Origin of the sequence: Demequina soli (assembly GCF_000971195.1) — a bacterium.
Lineage (GTDB): Bacteria > Actinomycetota > Actinomycetes > Actinomycetales > Demequinaceae > Demequina > Demequina soli.
This window is the reverse complement of sequence record NZ_BBLZ01000003.1, coordinates 422,243-436,554: the sequence shown is the minus strand read 5'-3', so window position 1 is coordinate 436,554 and position 14,312 is coordinate 422,243. Positions and strand designations below refer to the sequence as shown.

Below are 14,312 nucleotides of genomic sequence, written 5' to 3'. Positions count from 1 at the left end.
GTCAAGGTTGGCGCAGGACGCGTACCGGATCTCGCAGGCTCAACACCCATGAGGGAACCGCCGTCGCGGCGGATGCGGCGACTATGAGGAGCCAGCCGATCGCGAGCTGGTAGGTCACCGACGGAGCGCTCACCGCGTCGGCCGCCGCGCCGATCCCGAGCGTGACCATCGCGACCATGGTGCCACCGACCGCGAGCAGGCCGACCTGGGCGGTGGCGATGGCGACGATTGTCGTTCGCGTTGCGCCGAGCGCACGGCGACGCCCGAGGTCGCGCTGTCGGAGAAGCGTCCACACCACCACGATGATGCCGATCAGCGCCGCGCCGCCGCCTGCGAGCGCGAGCACCAGGTAGCGCGAGAACCGATCGACCTCGACGCGGATCGCTTCATGCGACTCAAGGGAACCGGCGGTGGTCGAGACCTGGGTCGCAGCCTCGCCGAAGAGCGCCGGGGCATCGAGCGCGTGGCGGGCCGCCAGAGCCGGAGAGGGTGCCAGGACGTAGACCGCGCGCGCCTCGATCGGCTCGTCGTCGTCCAGCACGAGGCCCGACCCGGCCAGCGATGTGAAGGCGGTCGCATCCGCTCGATACGTGCCGGCCACCGGAATGCCGACGCCGTCTCGCCGCGCGTACTCGCGGATTGCGACATCCCGACCCGAGGACGGCATGTAGAGCCCCGGCAAACCGCCTCCGGGGAAGGCGATCAGCGTCGGTTCTGCTCCCGCCAGGGCCACCTCGCGCACGGGGACAGGAGCGCCTCCGCCACCCAGCACGGTCGGTCTCATGTCCACCGCGTCGCCGACGGCGACGACGACATCCACGTCGGAACGCGCTGCGTAGGTCTCGAGCGCCAGACGCGAGATGGTGACGGCGGACTCGGTGGAGACGACCGTCACCCGGAACTCTGGGGAGTCGAGCTCGTCGGCAACGCGGGCGGCCGCGACCTCGGCGCGGCCCGAGGTGAGCGCCGCCGACACGAGCGCCGCGGCCACGACCAGGAGCACCAGGGCCGACATCACGCGCGCGGCCACGGCCGCGCGCCACGCTTCACGGAGCAGCCGAGCGGTGCGCACTGAGTACCTCGAACTCGATGGACGCGTCACACCTTGCCGCGAGCCGGTCGTCGTGGGTCACCACGAGCACGCTGGTGCCGTGACGATGCGCCTCGTCCCGGAGCCGGTCCACGACGCGGTCGCCGTTCGCGCGGTCAAGGTTTCCGCTCGGCTCGTCGGCGAGGATCACGGTCGGCGCCTTGACGAGCGCACGGCAAAGCGCCACGCGTTGCGACTGCCCGCCTGACAGTGAGCTCGCCTTTGCACGCGCGTGGTCGCTCAGCTCGAACTCGGCGAGCAGGGCGTGGGCACGTGCCGCGATGTCGCGTGGGGCGCGGCCGGTGAAGGCCGCGCCCTCGGTCACGTTGTCGATCACCGACCTCGTGGTGTCGAGCATCGCATCCTGGAAGACGAAGCCGATGGACGCGGCGCGCAGTCGGCTGCGATGCCGGTCCGGCAGGTGTGAGACAGTACGTCCGTTCAGCAGGACCTCCCCATCTTGCGGCGTCAGCATGAGTCCGCAGAGGTACATGAGCGTCGACTTGCCGCATCCGGAGGGACCCCGCAGCGCGGTGAGCGCACCGGGCGCGAGCGTGAGGTCGACCCCATCGAGTACGGGGGTGGAGTCCGAGCGGTACTGGAAGGTGACGTCGCGCAGGGCGATCATGACGCGCCGACCTCGGCTAGCACCACGGTGGTGCCGATCGCGACGCCCTCGACCACGGCGACGCCGCGGTCCGCTGCCAGGACCGTCACCCGCTGCCTCGCCCCGGTCGCGGTGATGACGAACGTCTCGCCGACGGCATCCTGGCGGATCGCGCCGACCGGTACGCACGCGCCCGTGACGGGCGAGACCACCTGGATCACAACAGCGAGCTGGGCTCCATCGGCGATGTCGGCGCACTGCGCCGCACAGTGGTCCGCGAGCTCGACCGGGATGCGCGTCTGCCCCTCGTCGGTCTTCTCGGGCTGACCGAGGGAGCCCGCGACATCTCCCGCGGGCGTCGCCGCGCTGACCGTCATGCCGACCCGGAACGTCGGTGCGACGTCGCCTTCGGTCAGGATGGTCAGCACGGGTGTCGAGGCGCGGATGGCCCCGATCGGCTCGCCGGCTGCGAGGCGTACTCCGACCGAGAGATCCGCCGTCGGCGCGAACGAGGCCGGCAGCTGTGGAACGAACACGACCTGCCCCAGGTCGACGACGCCATCCGCGGGTGCGGCACCACCCAGCGCGCGTTCCCAGCGTTCCACTGCGGTCGCGGTCGACGCGCCGAACACTCCGTCGATCCCCCCGTCGGCGGCGAGCGCGCCGATCTCGACGAGCAGGCGCTGCAGCTGCTCGACGTCGCGACCGTGCGTGCCCACCGACAGCTGACGGTACATCGGCACGTCGCCGAGTGCGACGACGATGGGGCGCTCGTCTACCCAAGCGAGCGTCGACCCCTGGTCTGCCGCGATAGCGTCGACTCGACGCGTGACCACACCGTCCGCGCCCGCCTGGACCTCCGCCATAACCGGCCAGGTCAACGTCGCCGTCGCGGGGATCTCGCGGCTCACCGTTCCCTCGGCCACCACCGCGGTCACCGAAGCGTCGTCCGCGTGGCCCGCAGGTTCGGAGGCGAGCGCGCGCTCGGTCGCGGACCACGTGAGAACGGAGACCATCGCGACCGACGCGAGCCACACCGTGGCCGCCGCGATGCGGCGTCTCACCTGACGGTCCTTCGCTCTACAGGCATGCGGACTCCGCCTCGGCGAGCGTCTCGACGGTGCCGTCGGCGACGGCGTCGAACGGGCTCCACACCGCTCCCTTCGAGTCGATCCATGCCTCGCGCGACGGCGGTTCATCTACGGGGTAGCCGTGTGAAACCAGACACTCGGCCTGAACCAGGAGATCGTCGAAGACCGCGCTGAGATACGCCGGGTCGTCGAGAGGATCGGCGCCGATCTCGCCGGAGGACATGAGTTCGCTCTCGCACGTGTCGAAGGTCGCGTCGATGGTGCCTTGGTCGAGCACCGTGTTGTCGTAGGAGTAGCCGCCATTCTCAATGGTGATCGGCAGGCCGCGGTCCACCATGCAGGAGTAGATCGCGTCGTAGCGGTCCGCGACCTGGTGGACCGCGCCGGCAGCGGGTGACAGGGTGCCGGAGTCCGTCACCGGCACTGGGGCGTGCGTGCACCCTGTGAGCGCGAGGGCGACGACCACAGCCGCAGCCGCGAGCATGGAACGCTCACGGCTGCGGGCGATCAGGTGGGCGCCGGGCCCCGGATCAGTCAGCAGCGCAGTAGGCACTGGAGTCCGTGTACGAGAAGTAGCCGATCCCGCCGGTGAGGTAGTACGACGCGGACGCGAAGCCCCAGCCCTTGTAGCTGTAGTGAACGTAGCCGTAGTCCGAGAAGACGGACGTGTAGTTGCGCTGGGTGTGGGAGTGCGTGCCGTCGGCACGGATCTTCGTGGCCACAGGGCTGTCCTCAGTGCAGTACTTGGTGCCTTGCTCTGCGCCCGCGTAGGCGCTCGCTGGTGCCGCGACGCCCAGCACCAGCGCTGCGCCGACGGCAAGGGGCGCGATGACCTCGACGACCTTCCTCATGGCAGACTCCCTTTGATCCGCGTGCTGGCGGATTGCCGCCAGTGGCTCGAGTTTCCGATTTCCCTGGTAATGCAGCAAGTGCCTCTGGGTGACATTCATCTGAGCGTTACCCCGGGTTCACTTGCGGCGGACCGGGGTGAGTCGCCGTGACTCGCGCGCACCGGTCCCCGCTCGGCAAGAGCGGCGGGGGCGGTAGAGTGAAGCCCGGACACGCCGGCGACGGCGTGTCGCGGAGAGATCCGTTGGCAGTGTCGGACGGGCCGTCCCGACGGCGTCCGCGGGTGACACGCCCGGTTTGACCGGCGAGGTGTGCAGCGGGTACATTTGTACGTCGGCGCGTCGAGCGCTGAGGCCCTGCCTGCGCCCTCATCGGGAGCGGCTGCGGCAGGAAATCCGACCTCATTCGGGGTCGTACCAACGAGTTTCACGAGGAATAGACATGGTGTACGCGATTGTGAAGGCCGGTGGCCGCCAGGAGAAGGTCTCCGTGGGCGACGTCGTCGTGGTCGACCGTCTGAAGGCAGACGCCGGTTCGACCGTCGAGCTCGCTCCGGTGCTGCTCGTCGACGGTGACAAGATCACCTCCGACGCGAAGGCGCTGGCCAAGGTCAAGGTGACCGCCGAGGTCGTGCGCGACGAGCGCGGCCCGAAGATCACCATCCTCAAGTACAAGAACAAGACTGGCTACCGCAAGCGCATCGGTCACCGACAGGACCTGACGCGCCTCAAGGTCACCGGCATCAAGTAAGCGAGGAGACACTCATGGCACACAAGAAGGGCGCGAGCTCCTCGCGCAACGGTCGCGACTCGAACCCCCAGTACCTCGGCGTGAAGCGCTTCGGTGGCGAGGTTGTCAACGCAGGCGAGATCATCGTCCGCCAGCGTGGCACGCACTTCCACCCGGGCAACAACGTCGGCCGCGGCAAGGACGACACGCTGTTCGCGCTGGCCGCCGGTTCGGTCCAGTTCGGTCAGCGTCGTGGCCGCAAGGTCATCGACATCGTCGAGGCGTAAGCACTCGACACCCACACTTCGGTCAGGGGCGCGCCGCGAGGCAGCGCCCCTGACTTGTTTCTAGGCTGGGGACGATGCGGGGGACACCCCCGCGCGCATCGTCGCCCCGCCGCGTGCACCAGGAGGCACCCATGGCATCGTTCGTCGACCGCGTGACGCTGCACGTCACGGCGGGCAACGGCGGCCACGGCGTCGCCTCCGTCCACCGCGAGAAGTTCAAGCCGCTCGGCGGCCCCGACGGCGGCAACGGCGGCCGCGGCGGCTCGGTCGTGCTCGTGGTGGACCCGCAGGTGACCACGCTGCTCGACTACCACCACGCGCCCCACCGCACCGCGGAGAACGGCAAGCAGGGCGCCGGCGACATGCGTCACGGCGCCAACGCCGCGGATCTGCGCCTGGGCGTGCCCAACGGCACGATCGTGAAGACGCGCGAGGGCGAGGTCCTCGCCGACCTCGTGGGCGAGGGCGCGGAGTACGTCCTCGCGGCCGGCGGCCGCGGCGGCCTGGGCAACGCGGCCCTCGCCACCATGAAGCGCAAGGCCCCCGGCTTCGCGCTGCTGGGCGAGCCGGGCGAGGAGGCCTCGGCCGTCCTCGAGCTCAAGTCGATCGCCGACGTCGCGCTCGTGGGCTTCCCGAGCGCCGGCAAGTCGTCGCTCATCGCGGCCATGAGCCGCGTGCGCCCCAAGATCGCCGACTACCCGTTCACCACGCTCGTGCCGAACCTCGGCGTGGTGCAGTCCGGCTCGACCCGCTACACGATCGCGGACGTGCCCGGCCTCATCGAGGGTGCGTCGGAGGGCCGCGGCCTCGGCCACGACTTCCTGCGTCACATCGAGCGCTGCTCGGTGATCGCGCACGTGCTCGACACCGCGACGCTCGAGAGCGACCGCGACCCGCTGCGCGACCTCGACATCATCGCGAAGGAGCTGCGCGCGTACTCGGGCGACGAGGCGATCAGCGGCGTGCCGCTCGCCGACCGCCCCCAGATCATCATCCTCAACAAGGTCGACATCCCCGACGGCAAGGACCTCGCCGCGATCGTGCGTCCCGAGCTCGAGGAGCGCGGGATGCCGATCTTCGAGGTGAGCGCCGTGAGCCACGAGGGACTCAAGGAGCTCGGCTTCGCGCTCGCCGCGATGGTCGAGGAGGAGCGCGCGAAGATCCCGGTGCTCGAGAAGGCGCCCATCGTCATCCGGCCCAAGGCCGTCGACGAGTCCGGCTTCACCGTCACCCACGTGCGCGACGGCGCCGAGGACTACTACCAGGTGCGCGGCGCCAAGGTCGAGCGCTGGGTCAAGCAGACCAACTTCGCCAACGACGAGGCCGTCGGCTACCTGGCGGACCGTCTCGCGAAGGCGGGCGTCGAGACCGCGCTGTTCAAGGCCGGCGCGACCCCCGGCTGCGAGGTCGTCATCGGCCCGCGCCTGGGCGGCATCATGTTCGACTGGGAGCCCACCATGATGGCGGGCGCCGAGCTGCTCGGCCAGCGCGGCTCCGACCTGCGCATCGAGCAGCACGAGCGTCACGACCGCGCCACCCGCGCGGAGAAGCGTCAGGCCCACAAGGAGACGATGGACGCCCGCGCGGAGGCCCGCAAGGAGCTGTGGACCGAGCGCGACGCCGGCCACTGGACCGATCCGAGCAAGGACGACGAGTAGCCTTCTCCCAGGTCCGGGCCGCCACGGCCCGTCGGAGGGAGCACCGGTGAGCGAGGCGCGCGCGGGAGTGACGCAGGCACGGCGGATCGTCGTCAAGGTCGGGTCGTCGTCCCTCACGGGCCCGGACGGCCAGCTCGACGAGACCCGCCTCGGCACGCTCGTCGACGCGCTGGGCGCGGCCCGCACGGCCGGCCGCGAGGTGCTGCTCGTGACGTCGGGCTCGATCGCCGCCGGCATCGGCCCCCTCGGCCTCGGCGCGCGGCCCACCAACCTCGAGCTCCAGCAGGCCGCCGCGTCGGTCGGCCAGGGCAAGCTCATCCACGCGTACACCGTCGCGTTCGCGCGCCACGGCCTCACCGTGGGCCAGGTGCTGCTCACCGCGGACGACATGGTCCGCCGCGCCCACTACGGCAACGCGCGGCGCGCGCTCGAGTCGCTCCTGAGCCTCGGCGTGGTGCCGATCATCAACGAGAACGACACGGTCGCCACGGACGAGATCCGCTTCGGCGACAACGACCGCCTCGCCGCTCTCGTCGCGACCGCGGTGCGCGCGGACGCGCTCGTGCTGCTCACCGACGTCGACGCGCTCTACACCGCGGCCCCCGACAGCCCGGGCGCGCGCCGCATCGCCGAGGTCCACGGCCCCGACGACCTCCACGGCATCGACATCTCGCGCCGCGGCTCCGCCGTCGGCACGGGCGGCATGATCACCAAGATCGAGGCGGCCTCCCTCGCGACCTCCTCCGGCGTCACGGTGGTGCTGGCGGCGGCGGCCGATGCGGGACGCGCCGTCGCGGGCGAGGACGTCGGCACGCTGTTCCATCCGACGGGCAAGGCGGAGCGCACGCGCCTGCAGTGGCTCGCCGACGCGGCGAAGACCCGCGGCGGGATCGTGCTCGACGACGGCGCGGTGCGCGCGCTGCGCGGCCGGCATGCGTCGTTGCTCGCCGCGGGCGTGGTCGCGATCCACGGCGACTTCGAGGCGGGGGAGCCCGTCGACCTCCTGTCCGGCGACGGCACGCTCGTGGCGCGCGGCTTCGCTGGCTTCTCCTCCGAGGAGGCCGACCGCATGAAGGGGCTCTCCACGGACGCCCTTGGCGAGCTCCTCGGCGAGGCCTACGCGCGCGAGCTCATCCACATCGACCACCTCGTGGTGCTGTAGACGATTCGCAATGACAGATGTGACGCATGTGACGAGGCGCCGGAGGCGCCCGTCACAGCGGTCACATCTGTCATTGGCAATCGGAGGGTGCCAGGTGGGCCTGGGCAGGCACCCTCGCCGCTCCTAGACTCGGATGTCATGACCGACACCGCGACCCCCACCGACGTCGAGTCCGCCGTCCTCGAGGCCTGCCGCCGCGCCAAGCTCGCGTCGCGCGCGCTCGCGACCGCGACCACGACGGTCAAGAACGACGCCCTGCACGCCATGGCCGACGCGCTCGTCGCCCAGGCGCCGCGCATCGTCGAGGCGAACGCGATCGACCTCGAGCGAGGTCGCGCGAACGACATGAGCCCGGGCCTGCTGGACCGCCTCGCGCTCGACGCCGACCGGATCTCCGCGATCGCGGAGGCGCTGCGCTACGTGGCCACGCTGCCCGACCCGGTGGGGGAGGTGCGCCGCGGCTCGACGCTGCCCAACGGCATCCGCCTCATCCAGAAGGCCGTTCCCATGGGCGTGGTCGGCATGATCTACGAGGCCCGCCCCAACGTCACGGTCGACGCCGCCGGCCTGTCGCTCAAGTCCGGCAACGCCGCGGTGCTGCGTGGCGGCAGCGCGGCGGCCAGCTCCAACGAGGTCATCGTCGCGGTCCTGCAGGACGCGCTCGAGTCCGTGGGCCTGCCGCGCGACGCCGTGCAGTCGATCGACGCCTACGGCCGCGAGGGCGCCAAGGTCCTGATGAACGCGCGCGGCCTGGTCGACGTGCTCGTGCCGCGCGGCGGCCGCGACCTCATCCAGACGGTCGTGCGCGAGTCCACGGTCCCCGCCATCGAGACCGGCGAGGGCAACTGCCACGTCTACCTCGACGCGTCGGCGCCGCTCGACCGCTCCGTCGCGATCGTGCTCAACTCGAAGACCCACCGCGTGGGAGTGTGCAACGCCGCCGAGACGCTGCTGGTGCACAAGGACGCCGCCGACAACCTGCCGGTGATCCTCGAGGAGCTCCACCGCGCGGGCGTCACCCTGCACACGGACGATGCGGCCGCGGACCTCGCGCCGTCGAACGTCCCCACGGTGCCGGCGACCGAGGAGGACTGGGCGACGGAGTACCTGTCGCTCGACCTCGCGGTCAAGGTGGTCGACTCGATGGACGAGGCGCTCCAGCACATCGCGCGCTACTCGACCGGCCACACCGAGGCGATCGTCACCAACGACATCGACGCCGCCCAGCGCTTCGTCGCGCACGTCGACTCCGCGGCCGTGATGGTCAACGCGTCGACGCGCTTCACCGATGGCGGCGAGTTCGGGCTCGGTGCGGAGATCGGCATCTCGACGCAGAAGCTCCACGCGCGCGGCCCGATGGGCCTGGGAGAGCTCACCACCACGACATGGGTCGCGTACGGCGAGGGCCACATCCGCGGCTGAGCCGTCCCCGCATCGTCCCCGGCGGTGCCATAATCTCGGGAGACAACAGGAGGAGTCCCCCATGATCACCGAGGCCGTCGAGACCACGTCGCACGTCGTCAACGAGCTCCCCATCCCCGCGCCCGCGATCGGCCTGCTGGCGTTCACCGGCCTGATGGCGCTGCTGTTCGTGACGTTCGCGTTCCGGAGCGTCGGCACGCGCCACTGACGTGGACGCGCCCCTCGCGCGCGTCGGGGTGCTCGGCGGCACCTTCGATCCCCTCCACCACGGCCACCTCGCGGCGGCCTCGGAGGTGTGCGCGCGCCTGGGGCTCGACCAGGTCCTCCTGACGCCCGCGTACTCGCAGCCGTTCAAGCAGGGCATCGACGCGGCCGCGCCGGCGCATCGGCTGGCGATGTGCGAGCTCGCCGCCGCGGAGGACGACCGGTTCGCCGTGTCGCCCGTCGACATCGAGCGCGGGGGGGTGACCTACACGGTCGACACGCTGACGGACCTGCGCGAGCAGCGCCCCGACGCCGAGCTGTTCTTCATCACCGGGGCCGATGCGCTGGCACGGCTCGACGAGTGGAAGGACGCCGACAGGCTCGCGGAGCTCGCCACCTTCGTGGGAGTGACACGGCCGGGTCATGCGTTGGAGGAGTCGGGATGGCCACATATCCTGGTGGAGGCCCCCGCCCTGGCGATATCGTCGACCGACGTGCGTCGCCGGGTGAGGGCCGGGTTGCCGATCCGCTACCTTGTACCCCGATCCGTGGCCGACTACATCGCCGAGAACGGGCTCTACTACGGAGGACTTGATGACTGACCAGGGCAGGCCTTTGTCGCGCAAGGAGCGTCGCGAGGCCGAGGCCAGGAGCGCCGCCCCGGAGCAGCCGACCATGCCGATCCCGACCACCGTGCCGGGTCCCGCGACGCATCCCGACGGCACGCCGCTCACGCGCAAGGAGCGCCGCGCGCTCGAGCGCGGGGAGCACGGCGTCGAGACGTGGACCATCGAGGAGGAGCTGATCGCCACCGGTCAGCTTCCGAAGATGACGCCGGACCTCCTCGCGCAGCAGGAGCTGGTCGCGCGCCACGCGGGCAACGCGGAGCCGGCGCCCGTCGCGGTGGACGATGCGCCGGCCGAGGTGGACGTCGAGGTTCCGGCGGAGCCCGAGAATGTTGCCGAGCCCGAGCCCGAGCCCGAGCCTGAGCCGGAGCCGGAGCCGGAGCCGGAGCCGGAGCCTGAGCCTGAGGCCGTCGCCGAGCCCGAGCCGCTCGAGGAGCCCACCCCCACGGGCGCGATCGACACGATCCCCGAGGAGTACCGCCACCTGTTCCCGCCGGGCTCGCTTCAGGCGCGCCGCCTCGAGGAGCGTGCGGCGCAGGGCGGCACCACTCCCGCCGCCGGCACCCCCGTCGCGGAGCCCGAGGCCCCGGCGCAGGACGCCGCGGAGGACCCGGCAGCGGAGATCCGCCGCCTGACCGCCGAGGCCATGGCCGGCATCACCCGCGCCCAGCAGGCCCGCGTCGCCGCCTCGACCCCGGTCGAGGCCGAGGCCCCGCAGGCGGAGGTCGTCGAGGTCGAGGAGCCCACCGAGGTGCTCGACCCCGCCGAGGTCTACGCGCACGCCGCCGCCGAGAGCGCTCCCGCGGCACCCGACCTGCCGATGCCCGCGATCGAGGACTACCTGCCCGAGGTGGCCGTCGAGACGGGTGCCGACGTGCGCCCTGCGGTCGCCGCCGAGGAGCCCGTCGACGCCTCGGCGCCGCTGCCGGCCGTCGCGCCGGACGACGAGCCCGTCGCCACCCCCGGCGGCGGCGCCCCGCTCGTGCCCGCGGGCCTGCGCGCGGTCGGCCCGGCCGCCGCGTCCGCCCCCTCCGTATGGGAGTCGCACCCGCTCGCGCAGGCGCAGCCGCGCGAGGTCGCGGACTACGCGCCGTCGGAGGACATCCCGATCCCCGACTTCACCAAGATCATGCACGGCTACGCGTCCACCACCTCCTCGGCGGGCACCGCGCCCGCCGGCGAGGTCGGCGACGGCCCGAGCGCGACCGACGCGACGGTGCCGCTCGGCTCAGAGTACCCGCGCCGTCCGCAGCCCGAGGGCCTCGAGGAGGGCGCGCACCACTTCGCGTGGGCCCACCTCGCCGTCATCGGCGCGGTGGCGTTCCTGCTCGGCGTGCTCGTGTGGCACCTCACGGGGAACGCGTGATGGCGGCCTCGGAGCGGGCCCTCGCGCTGGTGAGGGCGGCCGCGCGTGCGGCCGACGCCAAGAAGGCCGAGGACATCGTCGCGCTCGACGTGTCCGCGCACCTGCCGCTGGCGGACGCGTTCGTGATCGCGTCCGCGTCCAACGAGCGGCTCGTCGTCGCGGTCGCCGAGGCGATCGAGGAGGAGCTCCATGGGCTGGGCGCCAAGGCGGTGCGCCGCGAGGGCATCCGCGAGGGCCGCTGGGCGCTGCTCGACTTCAACGACGTCATCGTCCACGTGATGCACGACGAGGAGCGCGGCTACTACGAGCTCGAGCGCCTCTGGAAGGACTGCCCGGTCATCGACCTCGGGCTCGGGGAGTGACCCGGATCTTCCTCGTCCGCCACGGACAGACGGACTGGAACCTCCACGGTCGCCTGCAGGGGTCGACCGACATCCCGCTCAACGCGACGGGGCGCGCCCAGGCGCACGCCGCCGCATCGTCCCTGTGGCCGGTGCTCGCGGACGATGCGGTGGTCGTCTCGTCGCACCTCGGCCGCGCGGCCGAGACCGCGCGCATCATCGTCGGCGACCGCCCGGTCGCGCTGCACCGCGACGCGCGCCTGTCGGAGCGCCGCTACGGGCCGTGGGAGGGCCTCCTGGGCCACGAGCGCGCCGAGCGCTACCCGGACGAGGACGCCGCCTGGCGCGCCGGCTACGAGCCGGATCTGGACGACTACGAGACCCACGCCGAGGTCGCCGCCCGCATGACCGCCGCCGCCGAGGAGTGGGTCGCGCGCGTGCCGGGCGACCTCGTGCTCGTCGCGCACGGCTCGTCGGGGCGGATGCTGCTGCTCGCGATGCTGGGCCTGCCGTTCGAGGGGCGCACGCTCGGCCACCTGCAGAACGCGGCGTGGTCCCGCCTCGTGCCCGCGGCGGGCGGAGGCTGGTCCCTCGAGGCCCACAACGTCGGCGCCCCGGCCCCGGGGAGGATGCTGTGACCGTCCTCGTGCTCGTCCGCCACGGCCGCACCGGCTACAACGCCGAGGGGCGCCTCCAGGGCTCGCTCGACGTGCCGCTGGGGGAGGAGGGGCGTGCGCAGGCCCGCGAGGCCGCCCGCGCGCTGCACGCCGCGTACGGGACGCCGGACCGCATCGTCACCTCGCCGCTGCTGCGCGCCGCGGACACGGCCGCCGCGATCTCCGCCGCCACCGGCGTGCCCGCGCGGCCGGACGCGCGCCTCACGCAGCGCTCCTACGGCGAGTGGGAGGGCCTCACCTGGGCCGAGGTGCGTGAGCGCTGGCCCGAGGACCACGACCGCCGCCACCGCGGCCTCGACCCCGCGATCGAGGGCTGGGGCAAGGCTGCCGACGTCGCCGCGCGCGTCGCCGAGGGCCTCGTCGAGGCGTGCGACGGGGCGCGCCTCGTGTTCGCCGTGAGCCACGGCTCGGCGATCACGCTCGGCTCCCTGGCGCTGCTCGGGCTGGACGTCCACTCGACGGTGCTCGGCAAGCTCCCGCACGCCCACTGGAACGCCCTCGAGGGCGTCCACGGCCGCTGGACCATGGCGCGGTACGGCCACTCGGCCGCAACGTCCCTGGTAGACGGCTCGGAGTTCGCCGATTAACACTTCATCAAGAATCTAGGCTAAAGTCTTTCTTGCTCTCAGGAGCACGGAATCCGCAAGGATGACGGGGCTGTGGCGCAGCTGGTAGCGCACCTGCATGGCATGCAGGGGGTCAGGGGTTCGAGTCCCCTCAGCTCCACGAAGTGTTGAGACAGCACTTGATCGAAAGGCCGCCCTTCGGGGCGGCCTTTCGTGTTTCCCGGGTGCGGAGGGCGATGCGGTGGCGCGCCGGTGCGCCCGCAAGAGTTATAGTTCATCTATAACAATCGCGTAGGGATGGCGGCGGTGGGCAAGGCATTCTCGAGGGCGCTGGGCGCCGGGGTGGTGACGCCCGTCGTGGCGTCCCTGACCGCGATCGCGGTCGAGCTCGTGGCGATGGGCGACCTGCCCGACCCGGTCGCGACCCACTGGGGGCCGCAGGGGCCGAACGGCTTCGCGCCGGCATGGACGGTGCCGCTCATGACCGCGCTCGTCGCGGGGGTCCTGCCGCTCGTGCTCGGCGTGTCCGCCCTGCGGGCCGTCGCGCGCGGCGAGCGCGGCTTCACGCTGCGCCTGCTGCCCGCCGTCGCCGCCGGCCTGTCGGTGTTCCTCGGCACGCTCCTCGCGGGCATGCTCGTGCTCCAGCGCGGGCTGGAGTCCGCGGACCACGCCGGCGGGGTCGGCCCCGTGATGCTCGTGGCGCTCCCCGCCGGCGCGGTCGTCGGGATCGTCGCGTGGCTCGCCCAGTCGCGCGAGATCGGGGTGGCGGCGCCCGCCGCGGCGGTCGAACCTCTCACGCTGCAACCGGGCGAGCGCGCCGTGTGGCTCGGGCGCTCCGAGATGAGCCCGTGGGCGTTCGCGTTCATCGTGGCAGCCACGCTCGCGGCGTGGGCCGGCGCGGTCCTCATGTGGGTGGGCGGGGACGCGGCCGCGGCCGGGATCGTCACCGCGGTGGCCGTCCTGCTCACCGTGCTCTCGTTCACCTTCACGGTGTTCCGCGTGCGGGTCGACGCGGCGGGCCTCACGGTCACGTCGGGCGCCGGGCTCGTGCGGATGCGTGTGCCCGCCGCCGACATCGCGTCGGTGACCGTGATCGAGGTGCACGGCCTCGCTCAGTTCGGCGGCTACGGGATCCGGCAGATCCCGGGCGCCACCGCCATCGTGACGCGCGCGGGCCGCGCGGTCGAGGTCACGCGCCGCTCGGGCCGCCGCTTCGTCGTCACGGTGGACGATGCGCCGACGGCGGCCGCCGTGCTCGCCGCCGCGGGGGAGGCCGCCCATGCTGCTCAGGATTGACCCGACGTCGTCGCAGCCGCTCTACGACCAGATCGCGGGCGCGGTGCGCGGCCAGGCCGCCGCCGGCACGCTGCGCGACGGGGACCGCCTGCCCGCCGCCCGCGAGGTCGCCGACGCCCTCGACGTCAACCTCCACACCGTCCTCAAGGCCTACCAGCTGCTGCGCGACGAGGGCCTCGTCGAGATGCGGCGCGGCCGCGGCGCCGTCGTGTCGGCCCACGCGGCAGCGCTCGCCGCGCTGCGGGACGATGCGCTGGCCCTGGCCGCCCGCGCCCGCGCCCTCGGGGTGGGGGCCGACGCGGTGGCCGCGCTCGTGCGCGCGGCAGCGGAGGAGTAGCGGG

At 72.4% G+C, this 14,312-nt stretch carries 18 protein-coding genes and 1 tRNA gene; 14 read left to right on the top strand and 5 right to left on the bottom strand.

The annotated features are described in order from the left end of the window. Position 1 precedes the first annotated feature (1 nt). The 5 genes from AOM04_RS08615 to AOM04_RS08590 all read right to left on the bottom strand — a co-directional run bounded on the left by AOM04_RS08615 (position 2) and on the right by AOM04_RS08590 (position 3,639). Positions 2-1,072: an ABC transporter permease family protein gene (locus tag AOM04_RS08615; protein WP_062464347.1), complete on the bottom strand. Its 1,071-nt coding sequence runs from the start codon at positions 1,070-1,072 to the stop codon at positions 2-4. Next, positions 1,047-1,718: an ABC transporter ATP-binding protein gene (locus AOM04_RS08610; RefSeq protein WP_062464346.1), complete on the bottom strand. Its 672-nt coding sequence runs from the start codon at positions 1,716-1,718 to the stop codon at positions 1,047-1,049. The genes AOM04_RS08615 and AOM04_RS08610 overlap by 26 nt, the downstream gene beginning before the upstream one ends. Next, on the bottom strand, positions 1,715-2,761 hold the full coding sequence (locus AOM04_RS08605) for a peptidoglycan-binding domain-containing protein (RefSeq protein ID WP_169816426.1): 1,047 nt from the start codon (positions 2,759-2,761) through the stop codon (positions 1,715-1,717). The genes AOM04_RS08610 and AOM04_RS08605 overlap by 4 nt, the downstream gene beginning before the upstream one ends. Before the next feature lie 16 nt (positions 2,762-2,777). After that, positions 2,778-3,212 carry a hypothetical protein gene (locus AOM04_RS14560; RefSeq protein WP_062464343.1) on the bottom strand — a complete coding sequence of 145 codons (435 nt, stop codon included), beginning with the start codon at positions 3,210-3,212 and terminating at the stop codon, positions 2,778-2,780. A gap of 106 nt (positions 3,213-3,318) precedes the next feature. Next, positions 3,319-3,639: a hypothetical protein gene (locus AOM04_RS08590; protein WP_156160668.1), complete on the bottom strand. Its 321-nt coding sequence runs from the start codon at positions 3,637-3,639 to the stop codon at positions 3,319-3,321. 439 nt (positions 3,640-4,078) lie between these two features. On the opposite strand from AOM04_RS08590, the gene rplU reads away from it, so the two are divergent. From rplU to AOM04_RS08525, 14 genes are all read left to right on the top strand, one after another. Continuing rightward, positions 4,079-4,387, top strand: a complete 309-nt coding sequence (gene rplU / locus AOM04_RS08585) for a 50S ribosomal protein L21 (protein WP_062464341.1) — start codon at positions 4,079-4,081, stop codon at positions 4,385-4,387. Positions 4,388-4,401: 14 nt separating this feature from the next. Then, positions 4,402-4,653 (top strand): 50S ribosomal protein L27, encoded by a 252-nt coding sequence (gene rpmA / locus AOM04_RS08580; RefSeq protein ID WP_062464340.1) that lies wholly within the window; start codon positions 4,402-4,404, stop codon positions 4,651-4,653. A 131-nt stretch (positions 4,654-4,784) separates the two neighbouring features. After that, the gene (gene obgE / locus AOM04_RS08575; protein ID WP_062464339.1) at positions 4,785-6,311 is read left to right on the top strand and encodes a GTPase ObgE; all 1,527 of its coding nucleotides are present in this window, start codon (positions 4,785-4,787) and stop codon (positions 6,309-6,311) included. Positions 6,312-6,357: 46 nt separating this feature from the next. Beyond that, the gene (proB, locus tag AOM04_RS08570) at positions 6,358-7,473 is read left to right on the top strand and encodes a glutamate 5-kinase (protein ID WP_062464338.1); all 1,116 of its coding nucleotides are present in this window, start codon (positions 6,358-6,360) and stop codon (positions 7,471-7,473) included. 138 nt (positions 7,474-7,611) lie between these two features. After that, positions 7,612-8,895 (top strand): glutamate-5-semialdehyde dehydrogenase, encoded by a 1,284-nt coding sequence (locus AOM04_RS08565; RefSeq protein WP_062464337.1) that lies wholly within the window; start codon positions 7,612-7,614, stop codon positions 8,893-8,895. 61 nt (positions 8,896-8,956) lie between these two features. Beyond that, entirely contained in the window at positions 8,957-9,103 is a 147-nt protein-coding gene (locus AOM04_RS14815; RefSeq protein WP_156156223.1) for a hypothetical protein, read from the top strand. 1 nt (position 9,104) lies between these two features. Next, positions 9,105-9,701: a nicotinate-nucleotide adenylyltransferase gene (gene nadD, locus AOM04_RS08560; protein ID WP_062464336.1), complete on the top strand. Its 597-nt coding sequence runs from the start codon at positions 9,105-9,107 to the stop codon at positions 9,699-9,701. Next, positions 9,694-11,091: a hypothetical protein gene (locus AOM04_RS08555; RefSeq protein WP_156160667.1), complete on the top strand. Its 1,398-nt coding sequence runs from the start codon at positions 9,694-9,696 to the stop codon at positions 11,089-11,091. The genes nadD and AOM04_RS08555 overlap by 8 nt, the downstream gene beginning before the upstream one ends. Next, positions 11,091-11,453 (top strand): ribosome silencing factor, encoded by a 363-nt coding sequence (gene rsfS, locus AOM04_RS08550; RefSeq protein ID WP_062464468.1) that lies wholly within the window; start codon positions 11,091-11,093, stop codon positions 11,451-11,453. The genes AOM04_RS08555 and rsfS overlap by 1 nt, the downstream gene beginning before the upstream one ends. Further along, positions 11,450-12,070, top strand: a complete 621-nt coding sequence (locus AOM04_RS08545) for a histidine phosphatase family protein (RefSeq protein WP_062464334.1) — start codon at positions 11,450-11,452, stop codon at positions 12,068-12,070. Before rsfS ends, AOM04_RS08545 begins: the two co-directional genes overlap by 4 nt. Beyond that, positions 12,067-12,696 (top strand): histidine phosphatase family protein, encoded by a 630-nt coding sequence (locus AOM04_RS08540; RefSeq protein ID WP_062464333.1) that lies wholly within the window; start codon positions 12,067-12,069, stop codon positions 12,694-12,696. Before AOM04_RS08545 ends, AOM04_RS08540 begins: the two co-directional genes overlap by 4 nt. 66 nt (positions 12,697-12,762) lie before the next feature. Next, positions 12,763-12,835, top strand: a tRNA-Ala gene (locus tag AOM04_RS08535). 146 nt (positions 12,836-12,981) lie between these two features. Next, a complete protein-coding gene (locus AOM04_RS08530; protein WP_156160666.1) occupies positions 12,982-13,971 on the top strand; it encodes a DUF1648 domain-containing protein in 990 nt (329 codons plus the stop codon). After that, on the top strand, positions 13,955-14,308 hold the full coding sequence (locus AOM04_RS08525; protein ID WP_062464331.1) for a GntR family transcriptional regulator: 354 nt from the start codon (positions 13,955-13,957) through the stop codon (positions 14,306-14,308). Before AOM04_RS08530 ends, AOM04_RS08525 begins: the two co-directional genes overlap by 17 nt. Positions 14,309-14,312 lie beyond the last annotated feature (4 nt).

Excerpts from the sequence above, each read along its gene's own strand:
- AOM04_RS08590 (WP_156160668.1), bottom strand. The coding sequence starts at position 3,639 with ATGAGGAAGGTCGTCGAGGTCATCGCGCCCCTTGCCGTCGGCGCAGCG.
- obgE (WP_062464339.1), top strand. The coding sequence starts at position 4,785 with ATGGCATCGTTCGTCGACCGCGTGACGCTGCACGTCACGGCGGGCAAC.
- AOM04_RS08565 (WP_062464337.1), top strand. The coding sequence starts at position 7,612 with ATGACCGACACCGCGACCCCCACCGACGTCGAGTCCGCCGTCCTCGAG.
- rpmA (WP_062464340.1), top strand. The coding sequence starts at position 4,402 with ATGGCACACAAGAAGGGCGCGAGCTCCTCGCGCAACGGTCGCGACTCG.
- AOM04_RS14815 (WP_156156223.1), top strand. The coding sequence starts at position 8,957 with ATGATCACCGAGGCCGTCGAGACCACGTCGCACGTCGTCAACGAGCTC.
- rplU (WP_062464341.1), top strand. The coding sequence starts at position 4,079 with ATGGTGTACGCGATTGTGAAGGCCGGTGGCCGCCAGGAGAAGGTCTCC.
- AOM04_RS08610 (WP_062464346.1), bottom strand. The coding sequence starts at position 1,718 with ATGATCGCCCTGCGCGACGTCACCTTCCAGTACCGCTCGGACTCCACC.
- AOM04_RS08555 (WP_156160667.1), top strand. The coding sequence starts at position 9,694 with ATGACTGACCAGGGCAGGCCTTTGTCGCGCAAGGAGCGTCGCGAGGCC.
- rsfS (WP_062464468.1), top strand. The coding sequence starts at position 11,091 with ATGGCGGCCTCGGAGCGGGCCCTCGCGCTGGTGAGGGCGGCCGCGCGT.
- AOM04_RS08525 (WP_062464331.1), top strand. The coding sequence starts at position 13,955 with ATGCTGCTCAGGATTGACCCGACGTCGTCGCAGCCGCTCTACGACCAG.